We start from the raw sequence: 12,405 nt of genomic DNA, 5'->3' as shown, positions 1-12,405 counted from the left end.
CCGGATATGAGACAACAGGCGGACGGAACGGGGGCGGCCGGCTCACCGGACCCCGTCGACGTGCGGATCGCCGGGCGACTGGCCCAGCTGCGGGCCGAGCGCGGCTGGTCGCTGGGGGAGCTCGCCGAACGCAGCGGGGTGAGCCGGTCCACCCTGTCGCGGGCCGAGCGCGCGGAGATCAGTCCGACGGCCTCGCTGCTCAACCGGCTGTGCCACGTCTACGGACGGACCATGTCCCGGCTGCTGGGAGAGGCGGAGGCGCAGGCCGCTTTGGTGGTGCGCGCCGGCGAGCAGTCCGTCTGGGAGGACCGGGCCTCCGGCTTCGTCCGGCGCTCCGTGTCCCCGCCGCACCCAGCGCTGCGCGGTGAACTCGTCGAAGGGCGGCTCGCGGCGGGCGCCGACCTCTCCTACGACCGGCCGCCCGTGGCGGGTCTGGAGCAGCACCTCTGGGTGCTGGAGGGCGCCCTGGAGGTGACGGCCGACGGGGTCGCGCACCACCTGGACGCCGGGGACTGTCTGCGCCTGCGGGTGTGGGGACCGACCCGGTTCAGGTGCGCGGGCGACGACGAGGTGCGCTACGTGCTGGCGGTGGTGCTGCCGTGACCGCGTGCGTGATCCGTCTCGACGCGCCCCGACTGCGGGCGTACGAGACGCAGTTGGCCGATCTGCTGGTCGACGCGGTGGACGGGGGCGCCTCCCTCGGCTTCCTCGCGCCGCTGGAGCGGGCGGCGGCGGTCGCCTGGTGGCGGGAGCGGGCGGAGGGGGTGGCCGCCGGGCGCCTCGCGGTGTGGGCGGCCCGGGACGGGGATCGCGTCGTCGGCACCGTCGGGCTGGCCTTCCCCGACAAGCCCAACAGCCGCCACCGCGCCGAGCTCGTCAAGCTGCTGGTCCACCGCGACGCCCGCGGCAAGGGCCTCGGCCGCACCCTGCTGACCGCCGCCGAACGCAGCGCCGCCGCGCTCGGCGTGACCCTGCTCCATCTGGACACCGAGACCGGCAGTCCGGCCGAGCACCTCTACCGCGCCGCCGGGTGGGCCGGGGCCGGGACGATCCCCGACTACGCGGCGGACCCGGCCGGTGTCCTGCGCCCGACCACCCTGTACTACAAGCACGTCACCGCCGGGTGACTGTCAGAGGCAGCGGCTACCGTGCGGAGCATGCCGGACGCCGAAGACGTACGCCGTATCGCCCTGTCCCTGCCCGACACCACGGAGAAGATCTCCTGGAACATGCCCACCTTCCGGGTCGCGGGGAAGATGTTCGCCACCCTGCCCGAGGAGGAGACCTCCCTGGCGGTGCGCTGCCCCAAGGAGGAGCGCGACGAACTGGTGCTCGCCGAGCCCGGGAAGTTCTGGATCGCCGACCACGAGGCCCAGTTCGCCTGGGTGCGGGCCCGGCTGGCCGCCCTGGAGGACGAGGCGGAGCTGCGCGACATCCTCGCCGACTCGTGGCGGCAGGCCGCCCCGCCGCGGCTGCTGGAGGCGTACCCGGATCTGGGGACGCCCCCGGGGGACTGACGGCGTCCGGCCGCCCGTGCCCGGGAAACGGGTGCGCGACCACCGACCCGAGTGCGGTATGGTTTCCCTGCGTGTTCGGCCAGGGGAAACCCCAGGTCAGACGGGCAACGGGACGTGGCGCAGCTTGGTAGCGCACTTGACTGGGGGTCAAGGGGTCGCAGGTTCAAATCCTGTCGTCCCGACCAGCTTCATCGCAGGTCGGAAGGTCGTTTCCACACCATGGTGGAAGCGGCCTTCGTCGTTTCCGGTCCGCCGCCGCCCGCCCGCGCCCGGTCGGCGAGGCCGACCGGCGGCGGCCCCCGCGCACCACGGGCGGGCGGGGGCGGCGGCGGGCGGCACCGGTCACGGCGCCGCCCGGCCCGCCGGTGCGGGGGTCGGGCTCAGGAGGCCGAGAGGCCGACATGGGCCAGGGCCTGCCGCAGCAGGAACCCGTGCCCGCCCGGCATCTCGCTCTGCACGGCGAGCGACGCGGCCTCCTGCGGGCTGAACCACACCAGGTCGAGCGCGTCCTGCCGGGGACGGCAGTCGCCGGTCACCGGCACGATGTACGCCAGCGACACCGCGTGCTGGCGCGGGTCGTGGTACGGGGTGACGCCCTGCGTGGGGAAGTACTCGGCCACCGTGAACGGCTGGAGCGAGGTCGGCACCCGGGGCAGCGCCACCGGGCCCAGGTCCTTCTCCAGGTGACGCAGCAGGGCGTCCCGGACCCGCTCGTGGTGCAGGACCCGGCCGGAGACCAGGGTCCGGCTGACATTGCCGTCCGGCCCCATCCGCAGGAGCAGGCCGACGCTGGTGACTTCGCCGCTGTCGTCGACGCGCACGGGCACGGCCTCGACGTACAGGATCGGCATACGGGCGCGAGCCATCTCGAGCTCGTCGGAGCTCAGCCAACCCGGCGTGGTTTCGGTCAAGTCAGACATTGCTTGATCATACTTTCAGTGTCCGTCGGGAAGCCGGTAGACCCGGCGGGCGTTGTCCGCTCCGGCCCAGCGTGCCAGGCGCAGCGCGTCGGTGAGGCCCAGTTCGTCGGCATCCACCCGGTCCTGGAGGAGATCCCCCAGGCCACGGCGGAACGCCAGCGCCCCGAGCAGGTAGAACTCCGCGACACCGTAGGCGTCGGAGCTGTACAGGAGTTTGCGGAACGGTGTGATCTCCAGGGCCTCCTCCAGGACCGCCCGCGCTCGCGGGGGACCCACATGATGCAGGGTGAGCCCCACGTCCAGATACACCTCCTCGAAGACGGCGGCCAGGTAGGCGGCCTGCCGTTGGTAGGGCCAGCAGTGCAGCAGCAGTACCGGGATCGTGCCCGCCGTCAGGTGCAACCAGTCCGTGAGGAGGCTGGGATCCACGCGGTGCAGCCGGATGTCGTTGTCGCCGAACCCGGTGTGCAGCTGGAGGGGCAGCCCGAGATCGACGGCCGTCCACAGCAGCTCGCGGACCAGCACCGGGTTCGTGAGCCGCCCGCCGTCCGCCAGCCAGCGCGCGGCGGCCCGGGTGACGTCGGCGTCCCCGGGCCGCGCCGGGTCCAGGGCGAAGCCGGTCCGGTAGGCGGCCACCGACTTGACCGCCACCACCCCGGGCCGCCGCACCGCGTCCAGGGCGGCGGCCCGGAACGCGTCGGCGTACGCGTCGGCCTCGACACCCCGGGCGGCCACCGCCTCCGCGACGGACTCCAGCCGGACGACCTCGTGGGCCCGCGCGCCCCCGGCGGCCTCCGCCAGTTCGGCGGGTGTCGTCAGACGCTGCGGAGTGAACCCCGTGTCGACGCAGAACACGCCGGTCCGCGCGGCGCCGAGGAACCGCCGGTTGACCTCGGCCGGGCCCAGTTCGGCGCGGCGGGCCAGGTAGGCGTCGGGCGGGGCGTGCCGTTCCAGGCCGAGCAGGGGCGCGCAGTGGCGGCGCACGGCCACACCGGCGGGTGTGTCGAAGGCGGAGACGCCGGGCCACGGTTCGCCCTCGGTGAGCAGCGCCTCGAAGCCCGGCCGGTCCAGCGTGCCGGTGGTGACCCCGTGGCAGTGGTGGTCGGTCAACTCCATTGCGTCGAGGGCCTCGTGGACCGGGCCGCCGCCCATCTCAGTACTTCCAGCGGTAGGCAGCGGCCACCCGCTCGTCGTCGAGCCCCTCGACGGCGTCGATCTCGCCCTGCCGCACGGCGCTCACCGCGTCGGCGAGCACCGGGCCGAGCGCGGCCCGCAGCACCTCGTCCGCGCGGAACTCGGCGACCGCCCCGGCGAGCGAGACGGGCAGCCGGCGCACGCCCCGGGCCTCGGCCGTCCGGGCGTCGAGCCCGGCCGGGTCCCCGGTCGTCTCCTCGGGCAGGACGGCGCCCGACGCCAGCCCGTCCAGACCCGCGGCGATCAGAGCGCCGAGGGCCAGGTACGGGTTGGCGGCCAGATCGACCGGCTTGACCTCCAGATTGGCCTGCTGGGCGCGCAGGCCCGCCGTACCGCGCACCAGACGCAGCGCGCACTCGCGGGTCTCCAGGCCCCACGCGGTGAACACCCCGGCCCACTGGGACGGCCTGAGGCGCAGATAGCTCGCCGGGCTCGGCGCGGTCACCGCCGTCAGGGCGGGCAGGCGGGACAGGACACCGGCCACGAAGCCCTCCGCGTCGGGCGTCATCCCGTGCCGCCGGTCGCCGCCCGTGTGCAGATTGACGCCGTCCCGCCAGGCCGAGAGATGGACGTGCCCGCCGTTGCCGACCCCTTGCGCGCCGACGGCCGGGGAGAAGGACACCCGCAGGCCGTGGCGCCCGGCCACGGCACGGATCGTCTGGCGGACCAGGACGCTGCGGTCGGCCGCCGCCACCGGGTCGAGCGCGCCCACCGAGATCTCGAACTGGCCCGGCGCGTACTCGGGATGGATCTGGTCGACGTCCACGCCCTGCGCCGCGCACGCCGCCATGAGGTCGGCGGTGTAGTCGCTCAGCTCGACCTGCCGGGTCGCGCCGTACGCCGGACCGGTGGCCGCCGGGACGAACTCCCCGGCGGGCGCCGAGTCCAGGCCGACCGACCACTCGATCTCGACGGCCGCCCGGAAGGCGAGACCGTGCTCGCGGGCCGCGTCCGCGACGACGCTGCGCAGGAAGGTGCGCGAGCAGCCCGGGTGCCGTTCGCCGTCCTGGGTGACACGGTCGACCGGAGCCCAGGCCCAGCCGGGCTGCGCCGCCAGGGCGACGAGCCGGTCCAGGTCCGGGAACAGACGCAGGTCGCCGTCCGGGGAACCGAGCACGTCGGTCGCCACGATGCGGTCGTCGGCCAGGAACGTGTCGAACACCGGCGACATCCCGACGCCCCAGGCCGCCGCCGACCGCAGCGCGGACACGGGGACCGTCTTCACCCGGCCGACGCCCGCCGTGTCGACGTAGGCGAGGACGATGCCGTGGACACCGCCGGCGGACAGCTCGCCGCCGAGCGCGGCGGCCCGCTCGACGTCTCCGAGGCGCCCACCGGGGACGGGGTCGGCAAGGGTCGTCATACGTCCTCCACGGTCGGTACGTCCGTTGCGTGCCGTGCGTCCGTCAGCGTTTCACGGCCACCGCCCCGTACTGCGGCACCACCGCGAGGGAATCGGCCTCGCCGCGCCAGCGCGAGCAGGAGACCAGGCCCGGCTCCAGCAGTTCCAGGCCCTCGAAGAACCCGGCGATCTCCGCGCCGCCGCGCGCGGTGATCGGCGGGGTGGCGTTCTCGTTCCAGAACTTCATCGCCGCGATCTGGCCCTCGCCGCCCACCTCGCTGTCATGGGTGGGGTGCGTCAGCACCAGGAAGCTGCCGGCGGGGACGTCCGCCATGACCTCGCGCACGATGTTCCTGGCCGCGTCGAGGTCCAGTACGAAGTTCAGGATGCCCAGCATCATCACCGCGACCGGGCGGGTGAAGTCCAGGGTGGCCGAGGCGCGTTCGAGGATCTGGGCCGGGTCGTGCACATCGGCGTCGATGTAGTCGGTGACGCCCTGCGTGGTGCCGGTCAGCAGCGTGCGGGCGTGCGCCAGCACGATGGGGTCGTTGTCGACGTACACGATCCGCGAGTCGGGCGCCACGCGCTGGGCGATCTCGTGGGTGTTGTCGGCCGTCGGCAGCCCGGTGCCGATGTCGAGGAACTGCCGCACCCCCTGTTCCTCGGCGAGGAAGCGCACCGCCTGCCCGAGGAACCAGCGGTCCGCGCGCGCGATCTCCCGGATGAGCGGGAACATCCCGGCGACGTGCTCGCCCACCCGCTGGTCGACCTCGTAGTTGTCCTTGCCGCCGATCCAGTAGTTCCACACCCGCGCGTTGTGCGCCACGCTGGTGTTCAGCCGTGCCGACCCGCTCACCCGACCGCTCCCTCTCACGTTCCGCCCGACCGCGGGCCCCGCGGGCCCGCCCTGTCCGCCATTGTGCCGCCGGATGATCAACGGTGTCCCCGGTAGGGTGAAATTCCGGTGACCCCGCAGCAGGAAGCACGACATGCCCTACTCGCACGCCCCCCGTCCGACCACGTCCGACCCCGTGACGGGACCCCTCGACATCCGGCTGATCGTCACCGACATGGACGGCACCCTCCTCGACGACGACAAGAAGGTGCCGCGGGACCTGTGGGAGACACTGGCGCGGCTGCGCGAGCGCGGGGTGCTGTTCACCCCGGCGAGCGGCCGCCAGTACGCCACGCTGGCCGAGGAGTTCAGCGAGGTCGCCGACGGCATGGTCTTCATAGCGGAGAACGGCACGTACGTGGTCCGCGACGGCGAGGAGCTGAGCTCCGACCCGCTGGAGCCCGCGGTGGTCGCGCGGGTGACGCGGATCGTGCGGGACCTGACGGCCGGCGGCGCCGAGGTGGGCGCCGTCGTGTGCGGCAAACGGTCCGCCTACGTCGAGCGCGACGACGAGGCCTTCCTGGCCGAGGTGGGCCGCTACTACGTCAGGCACCGGGTCGTCGAGGACGTCACCGCCGTCGACGACGACATCCTCAAGGTCGCCCTCTTCGACTTCGGGTCCGCCGCGCGCACCACCGCCCCCGCGCTCGCGCCCGTGGCCGGCACCCACCAGGTCGTCGTCTCGGGCGAGCACTGGGTCGACGTCATGAACCGCACCGCCAACAAGGGCGCCGCGCTGCGCGCGCTCCAGCGGGAGCTGGGTATCACCCCGGCGCAGACCATGGTCTTCGGCGACTACCTCAACGACCTGGAGATGCTGGACGCCGCCGACTGGTCGTTCGCCATGGCCAACGCCCACCCGGACGTGGTCGGCAGGGCCCGCCACCTCGCGCCCTCCAACAACGACAACGGGGTGCTGCGCACCGTCACCCGCCTGCTCCACCTCTGACATCCGGCCGCTCCCCGGCCGTCCGGCCCCACCGGCTGCGGCCACGGGGACCGCTCTCGTAGGCTGCGCGGTATGAGCGAACCGGCCGTCGTCGCCCGTCTGACCCGGGAGATCACCTCGGGACTCGACTCCGCCGATCTGGAGGGCTTCTACCAGGACCTGCACCGCCACCCCGAGCTGTCCTTCCAGGAGCACCGCACCGCAGCGAAGCTGGCCCTGCGGCTGCGCGCGGCCGGGTGCACGGTGACCGAGGGGGTGGCCCGCACCGGCGTGGTCGGGGTGCTTTCCAACGGGGACGGGCCGGTGGTGGGGCTGCGCGGCGACATGGACGCGCTGCCCGTGCGGGAGGCGACCGGGCTGCCCTACGCCTCGGCCGTCGACGGGGTGATGCACGCCTGCGGCCACGATCTGCACGTCACCTGGCTGGCGGCCGCCGCCGAGGCGCTCGCCGCGGCCCGCGCGCTCTGGTCCGGGACGCTGGTCGTGGTGGGGCAGCCCGCCGAGGAGGCCGGAGGCGGCGCGGCCGCCATGGTCGCGGACGGGATCCACGCCCGGTTCCCCCGCCCCGACGTGCTGTTCGGCCAGCACGTGGCGCCGGGGCTCGCCGGCTTCTACCCGCACACGCCCGGACTGACCCTGTCGGCCTCGGACGACGTCGACGTCGTCGTGCACGGTGTGGGCGGGCACGGTTCGCGTCCCGAGTCGACGGTCGACCCGGTCGTGACGGCGTCGTACGTCGTGACCCGGTTGCAGACGGTCGTCGCGCGCGAGATCGCGGCGGGTGAGTCGGCGGTGGTGACCGTGGGGCGGTTCCACGCGGGGACCAACTCCAACATCATCCCGGCCGAGGCCCGGCTCGGGGTGAACGTGCGCACGCAGGACACCGGGGTGCGCGAGCGGGTCCTGACCGCGATCCGGCGGATCGTCGAGGGGGAGTGCGCCGCCGCCGGCTGCCCGGTCCCGCCCGAGGTGACGGTCCGCGCCGGTTGCCCGACCACGGTCAACGACGCCGCACTGGACGCGGAGATCGCCGCGGTACACCGGGAACTCTTCGGCGAGGCGACGGTGTTCGACTTCGGCCGGGCGATGGGCAGTGAGGACTTCTCGCTGCTCGCCCCGGCGGGCGTGCCGTACGACTACTGGTACGTGACCTCGACCCCGGCGCCGGTGTGGGACGCGGCACCGGGGGAGGACCTGAGGGAGAAGTTCGCCGCTGTCCCCGGCAACCACAGCGCGCTGTTCGCGCCGGACCCGTCCGTGCTGGTGCCGGGAGTGCGCACGCTGGTGTCGGCGGCGCTCTCCCGGCTCACCGGCTGAGCCGCGGCGAGGACCTCGCGCGGTGCGGGGGCCTACGGCTTGAGCGGATCATGTCCGATCGTCATCAGACGGCGACGCGTGCGGGCGTCCTCGGCCCGGGGTTCGTTCTCCGGGTCGGCCTGCGCGGTGACCGTGTCCACGACCCGGTACATCACCCGGATGTCGTCGTCGGTCAGGTCGGTGCGCCGCTTCTGGAGGATCGCCAGCACATGCTGCCCGGTGGGCGTCCCCGCCTCCTCGGGCAGGGGCTCGGCGTTCTCGTCGGCGTCACGCACCCGCAGCCAGGCGGCCAGTTCCTGCGAGGTCATGTTCACCGCGCGGTGGAAGTCCTCCCACAGCGCGTCGAGTTCGAGGGCGTCGGGCACGACGGGTGCACTCCTCTCGTGTTCTCTCGTGGCGGTTCGCTCACGGCCCGGGTCAGTTCTCGCGCGGCCAGTTCTCCGCCTCGAACATCCACCGCTGCTTCTCCAGGTCGGCGGTGATGGCGATCAGCAGGTCCTGGGTGACCGGATCGGCCTCCTCGGTCGCCGTGATCCGCTCCCGCAGCCGTCCGATGGCCGCCCCGAGGCTCTCCGCGATCAGCCGGACGACGTCCTCGTCGCGCAGCCAGCCGTCCTTCGGCGAGGGCAGGGTGAACGCCGAGGCGATCGTCTCCGGGCGGCCGTCCGGCGGCAGGCCCAGCGCGGCCGCGCGCTCCGCGACGGTGTCGGCGAAGGCGCGGGCGGCGGAGACCACCTCGTCGAGCTGGAGGTGGATCGAGCGGAACCGGGGTCCCACGATGTTCCAGTGCGCCTGCTTGCCGATCAGGGACAGACCCAGGAGGTCCACCAGCGTGCTCTGCAACGCGTCGAAGGTGACCTGGCGGGCCGGTTCGGGCAGGGGGCTCTTCACGACAGTCATACGGTGCTCCTTCTCATCGCGTCGTGTGCGGCGCTTCGTACCGAGGGCGTCGTGCTCATCGCCTCGTACTCAGCGCGTCCTCTCTTGCGGTACGGAGCAGCTGCGCGCGCTCGTGCTCGGCCGTCCCGCCCCACACACCCGACGTCAGCCCGTCGGCCAGCGCGTAGGACAGGCATTCGGGGCGCACGGTGCACCGGGCGCAGACGCGTTTGGCCGCTTCGGTCTCCCGTAGGGCGGGTCCTGCGGTGCCCACGGGGAAGAAGAGCTCGGGGTCCTCACCCACGCAGGCGGCTGCGCGCAACCACTCCATGCAGGCGCGGGTGCCCAGGCCTCACCGGCGCAAACAGCGCGGCCCGGGTCCGTCCCAGGAAGCGAGCACCCCGTCCAGGAACCGTGTCACCTCGGCGAAGGCCTCGGCGCGGTCCGTCTCGTGGAAGACCTCGTGCCGCGCCCCGGGGAAGATCCGGACGGTCGTGGAGTCCGGGGCGAGCCGCTCCACGCCGGCCCTGCTGCCGGGCAGCGGGACCAGCCGGTCGGCGTCCCCGTGCAGCCACAGCACGGGCAGCGGTCCGATGCCGCCGCCGTCGGCCACGGTCCGCAGGGTCCGCGCGAACGCCTCCAGAGTCGGCCGCTTCATCGGCCCGTGCCAGACCAGCCCGTCCGCCGCGTACGCCGCGCCCACCGCCGGGTCGCGGGAGAGGGCGGCGGGAGCGACGGGGACGTCGGGGATCTCCTCCATCGCCAGCAGGCGCCCCGGCAGCTCCCAGTCGCCGATCACCGGGCCGGACAGGACGAGCCCGGCCAGGGTGTCGCCGTACCGCTGGGCGTAGCGGGCGGCGATGAGACCGCCCATGGAGTGCCCGATCACGAACAGCGGCAGTCCGGAGTCGGGGTGGACGCTCCGGGCGAGCCGCGCCACGGTGTGCACGTCGGTGACCACGTCCTCGAAATCCTCGATCACCACGCGTTCGCCCGCCGACCTCCCGTGGCCGCGGTGGTCGGGGGCGAAGACGGCCGCGCCGTACCCCGTCAGGACCGCGGCGAGTTCCCCGTAGCGGCCGGCGTGCTCGCCGTAGCCGTGCACGACGAGGACGAGGCAGCGCGGCCGCGGACAGGGCCACTCCCGCACGGCGATCGCGCCGTGGGTCCCGGTGACGACGTGCTCGGTCATCGCTGCTCCTGCCGACGCGGTGGGGTCCGCCCGGTTCCTCCCGGCGGACCGGGGATCTTTCCAGGGGACGGGCCCGGGGTCTATAGTCCAAAACTAGCAGTGCTAACCAAGGAGTCCTGACGTGCGTCCCGTCCACTTCGCGGCCGCCCGCCGCACCCCCGTCGGCCGGCTGCGCGGAGCCCTGTCCGGCATCCGGCCCGACGACCTCGCCGCCGCGGTCCTGCGCGGCCTCGTCGCCGAGGTGCCCGCGCTCGACCCGGCCCGCATCGACGACGTCTACTGGGGCGCCGCCAACCAGGCGGGGGAGGACAACCGCAACGTCGCCCGGATGGCCGCCCTGCTGGCCGGGCTCCCCGAGACCGTGCCCGGCGCCACGGTGAACCGGCTGTGCGCCTCCGGACTCGAGGCCGTCACGACCGCGGCCCGCACGATCGCCGCGGGCGAGGCCGACATCGTCCTGGCCGGCGGCTCCGAGTCGATGAGCCGCGCCCCCTTCGTGCTGGCCCGCCCCGACGAGGCCCTTCCGCACCGCGTCGAGACCGTCGACACCCGCCTCGGCTGGCGGCTCGTCAACCCGGCCATGCGCGAACTGCACGGCCTGCTGGCCATGGGGGAGACCGCCGAGGAGGTCGCCGAACGGTACGGCATCACGCGCGAACGGCAGGACGAGTTCGCCCTGCGCAGCCACCGACTCGCCGCGCAGGCCCGCAAGAACGGCCACTTCGACGACGAACTCCTCCCCGTGCTGCGCCCGGACGGCGTGCTCGTCGACGCCGACGAGGGCATCCGCGAGGACACCTCGCCGGAGAAGCTGGCGAAGCTGAAGCCCGTGTTCCGTGAGGGCGGCACCGTCACCGCGGGCAACGCCTCGCCCATGAACGACGGCGCCGCGGCCCTCCTCCTCGTCAGCGAGGAGGCGCTCAACGAACTGGGGCTGGAGTCCCTCGGCCGCTATGTCGCAGGCGCCTCCGCCGGGGTCCACCCCGACGTGATGGGCATCGGCCCGGTGCCCGCCACCCGCAAGGCGCTCGCGCGGGCCGAGTGGAGCGTCGACGACATCCAGGAGGCCGAGTTCAACGAGGCGTTCGCCGCCCAGGTGCTCGCCTGCGTGGACCGGCTCGGGATCGACCCGGGCGTGGTCAACCGCAGCGGCGGGGCCATCGCGCTCGGCCACCCCCTCGGCTGCTCCGGCGCCCGTATCCTCACCACCCTCCTGCACCGCATGCGCCGCACGGGAGCCGAACGCGGTCTGGCCACGATGTGCGTGGGGGTCGGCCAGGGCAGCGCGGTACTGGTGGAACGCCACTGACGGCCCTGACGCCACTGACGCCCGCGCGCCGACCGGCGCGGGGCCGGGCCCGGCGGCCACCAGGCGAGACGCCCTTCGGCCCGCCGGATGGGTGTGCGTAGCATCGGTCTCCGCATGAACACGATGAACCTGTGGCACATCACCGGCTGGGAGTTCGCGGCGCTCGCGCTGGCGGCCCTGCTCGTCGGCTTCTCCAAGACGGCCGTCAGCGGGGCCAACACGGTCAGCCTCGCCATCTTCGCGGCGGTCCTGCCCGCCCGCGCGTCCACGGGCGTCCTGCTGCCCGTCCTGATCGCCGGGGACGTCCTGGCCGTCCTCACCTACCGGCGGCACGCCCACTGGCCCACGCTGTGGCGGCTGTTCCCGGCCGTCGCGGCCGGCGTGGTCTTCGGCACGGTGTTCCTGGTGTGGGCCGACGACGGGATCGTGCGCACCTCGATCGGCGCGATCCTGCTGCTGATGGCGGGCGTCACGCTGTGGCGCCGCCGCACCGCCGACGCGGGCGACGCCCCCGACGCGGTGACCACCCGGGCCGGCCGCATCAAGGCCCGCTCCTACGGCGTGCTCGGCGGCTTCACCACCATGGTCGCCAACGCGGGCGGCCCCGTGATGTCGATGTACCTGCTCTCGGCCGGCTTCCGCAAGCTCGGCTTCCTCGGCACCTCCGCCTTCTTCTTCCTGATCGTCAACGTCGCCAAGGTGCCGTTCAGCGCGGGACTCGGACTCATCGACGGCCGCTCGCTCCTGCTGGACGCCGCCCTCGTCGTGTTCGTCGTGCCGGGCGCGCTGCTCGGCAGGTGGGCCGTGCCCCGCATCGACCAGCGGCTGTTCGAGCGGCTGGTGATCGCCGCGACCGTGGTCGGCGCCCTGCAACTGCTGCGTTAGCCCCGG

At 73.8% G+C, this 12,405-nt stretch carries 15 protein-coding genes and 1 tRNA gene; 8 read left to right on the top strand and 8 right to left on the bottom strand.

All coding sequences use genetic code 11. From position 1 onward, the window contains the following. The first annotated feature begins 6 nt into the window (after window positions 1–6). The 4 genes from Saso_RS28300 to Saso_RS28285 all read left to right on the top strand — a co-directional run bounded on the left by Saso_RS28300 (window position 7) and on the right by Saso_RS28285 (window position 1,702). Window positions 7–603: a helix-turn-helix domain-containing protein gene (locus tag Saso_RS28300; protein ID WP_189924064.1), complete on the top strand. Its 597-nt coding sequence runs from the start codon at window positions 7–9 to the stop codon at window positions 601–603. After that, on the top strand, window positions 600–1,127 hold the full coding sequence (locus Saso_RS28295) for a GNAT family N-acetyltransferase (protein ID WP_229901365.1): 528 nt from the start codon (window positions 600–602) through the stop codon (window positions 1,125–1,127). The genes Saso_RS28300 and Saso_RS28295 overlap by 4 nt, the downstream gene beginning before the upstream one ends. A gap of 30 nt (window positions 1,128–1,157) precedes the next feature. Further along, window positions 1,158–1,517: an MmcQ/YjbR family DNA-binding protein gene (locus Saso_RS28290; RefSeq protein ID WP_189924066.1), complete on the top strand. Its 360-nt coding sequence runs from the start codon at window positions 1,158–1,160 to the stop codon at window positions 1,515–1,517. 108 nt (window positions 1,518–1,625) lie between these two features. Next, window positions 1,626–1,702: transfer RNA gene (locus tag Saso_RS28285), tRNA-Pro, on the top strand. A 195-nt stretch (window positions 1,703–1,897) separates the two neighbouring features. Here Saso_RS28285 and Saso_RS28280 read toward each other — a convergent pair. From Saso_RS28280 to Saso_RS28265, 4 genes are read right to left on the bottom strand one after another with little or no spacing between them, the layout of a single operon-like run. Continuing rightward, window positions 1,898–2,437, bottom strand: a complete 540-nt coding sequence (locus tag Saso_RS28280; RefSeq protein WP_107085148.1) for an NUDIX hydrolase family protein — start codon at window positions 2,435–2,437, stop codon at window positions 1,898–1,900. Between the two features lie 15 nt (window positions 2,438–2,452). Next, window positions 2,453–3,589 carry an amidohydrolase family protein gene (locus Saso_RS28275; RefSeq protein WP_189924068.1) on the bottom strand — a complete coding sequence of 379 codons (1,137 nt, stop codon included), beginning with the start codon at window positions 3,587–3,589 and terminating at the stop codon, window positions 2,453–2,455. A 1-nt stretch (window position 3,590) separates the two neighbouring features. Further along, window positions 3,591–4,994 (bottom strand): type I glutamate--ammonia ligase, encoded by a 1,404-nt coding sequence (locus Saso_RS28270; RefSeq protein WP_189924070.1) that lies wholly within the window; start codon window positions 4,992–4,994, stop codon window positions 3,591–3,593. A 43-nt stretch (window positions 4,995–5,037) separates the two neighbouring features. Then, window positions 5,038–5,829, bottom strand: a complete 792-nt coding sequence (locus Saso_RS28265; RefSeq protein ID WP_189924072.1) for an SAM-dependent methyltransferase — start codon at window positions 5,827–5,829, stop codon at window positions 5,038–5,040. A 133-nt stretch (window positions 5,830–5,962) separates the two neighbouring features. On the opposite strand from Saso_RS28265, the gene Saso_RS28260 reads away from it, so the two are divergent. Continuing rightward, a complete protein-coding gene (locus Saso_RS28260; protein WP_189924074.1) occupies window positions 5,963–6,817 on the top strand; it encodes a Cof-type HAD-IIB family hydrolase in 855 nt (284 codons plus the stop codon). A 72-nt stretch (window positions 6,818–6,889) separates the two neighbouring features. Then, window positions 6,890–8,134, top strand: coding sequence for an amidohydrolase (locus Saso_RS28255; protein ID WP_189924076.1), 1,245 nt, complete (start codon window positions 6,890–6,892; stop codon window positions 8,132–8,134). A gap of 32 nt (window positions 8,135–8,166) precedes the next feature. On the opposite strand, the gene Saso_RS28250 is transcribed toward Saso_RS28255, so the two are convergent. Genes Saso_RS28250 through Saso_RS28235 form a run of 4 tightly spaced genes read right to left on the bottom strand, consistent with a single transcriptional unit; the run spans window position 8,167 to window position 10,205 of the window. Then, window positions 8,167–8,499, bottom strand: coding sequence for a DUF3140 domain-containing protein (locus Saso_RS28250; RefSeq protein WP_189924078.1), 333 nt, complete (start codon window positions 8,497–8,499; stop codon window positions 8,167–8,169). A 52-nt stretch (window positions 8,500–8,551) separates the two neighbouring features. After that, window positions 8,552–9,034, bottom strand: coding sequence for a Dps family protein (locus Saso_RS28245; RefSeq protein WP_189924080.1), 483 nt, complete (start codon window positions 9,032–9,034; stop codon window positions 8,552–8,554). 55 nt (window positions 9,035–9,089) lie between these two features. Next, entirely contained in the window at window positions 9,090–9,344 is a 255-nt protein-coding gene (locus Saso_RS28240) for a WhiB family transcriptional regulator (protein WP_189924082.1), read from the bottom strand. 21 nt (window positions 9,345–9,365) lie between these two features. Continuing rightward, window positions 9,366–10,205, bottom strand: coding sequence for an alpha/beta hydrolase (locus Saso_RS28235; RefSeq protein ID WP_189924084.1), 840 nt, complete (start codon window positions 10,203–10,205; stop codon window positions 9,366–9,368). Window positions 10,206–10,326: 121 nt separating this feature from the next. On the opposite strand from Saso_RS28235, the gene Saso_RS28230 reads away from it, so the two are divergent. Beyond that, window positions 10,327–11,514, top strand: coding sequence for a thiolase family protein (locus tag Saso_RS28230; RefSeq protein WP_189924086.1), 1,188 nt, complete (start codon window positions 10,327–10,329; stop codon window positions 11,512–11,514). Window positions 11,515–11,628: 114 nt separating this feature from the next. Beyond that, window positions 11,629–12,399, top strand: coding sequence for a sulfite exporter TauE/SafE family protein (locus tag Saso_RS28225; RefSeq protein WP_189924088.1), 771 nt, complete (start codon window positions 11,629–11,631; stop codon window positions 12,397–12,399). The last annotated feature ends 6 nt before the right edge of the window (window positions 12,400–12,405 follow it).

Source organism: Streptomyces asoensis (assembly GCF_016860545.1).
GTDB lineage: Bacteria > Actinomycetota > Actinomycetes > Streptomycetales > Streptomycetaceae > Streptomyces > Streptomyces asoensis.
Note: the sequence above shows the minus strand (reverse complement) of the source record. Positions and strands in the feature narration are given on the sequence as shown.

Bases quoted from the DNA above. Each gene is read 5' to 3' on its own strand.
- Saso_RS28275 (WP_189924068.1), bottom strand. From the start codon at position 3,589: ATGGGCGGCGGCCCGGTCCACGAGGCCCTCGACGCAATGGAGTTGACC.
- Saso_RS28245 (WP_189924080.1), bottom strand. From the start codon at position 9,034: ATGACTGTCGTGAAGAGCCCCCTGCCCGAACCGGCCCGCCAGGTCACC.
- Saso_RS28290 (WP_189924066.1), top strand. From the start codon at position 1,158: ATGCCGGACGCCGAAGACGTACGCCGTATCGCCCTGTCCCTGCCCGAC.
- Saso_RS28300 (WP_189924064.1), top strand. From the start codon at position 7: ATGAGACAACAGGCGGACGGAACGGGGGCGGCCGGCTCACCGGACCCC.
- Saso_RS28270 (WP_189924070.1), bottom strand. From the start codon at position 4,994: ATGACGACCCTTGCCGACCCCGTCCCCGGTGGGCGCCTCGGAGACGTC.
- Saso_RS28260 (WP_189924074.1), top strand. From the start codon at position 5,963: ATGCCCTACTCGCACGCCCCCCGTCCGACCACGTCCGACCCCGTGACG.
- Saso_RS28255 (WP_189924076.1), top strand. From the start codon at position 6,890: ATGAGCGAACCGGCCGTCGTCGCCCGTCTGACCCGGGAGATCACCTCG.
- Saso_RS28240 (WP_189924082.1), bottom strand. From the start codon at position 9,344: ATGGAGTGGTTGCGCGCAGCCGCCTGCGTGGGTGAGGACCCCGAGCTC.
- Saso_RS28225 (WP_189924088.1), top strand. From the start codon at position 11,629: ATGAACACGATGAACCTGTGGCACATCACCGGCTGGGAGTTCGCGGCG.
- Saso_RS28235 (WP_189924084.1), bottom strand. From the start codon at position 10,205: ATGACCGAGCACGTCGTCACCGGGACCCACGGCGCGATCGCCGTGCGG.
- Saso_RS28280 (WP_107085148.1), bottom strand. From the start codon at position 2,437: ATGTCTGACTTGACCGAAACCACGCCGGGTTGGCTGAGCTCCGACGAG.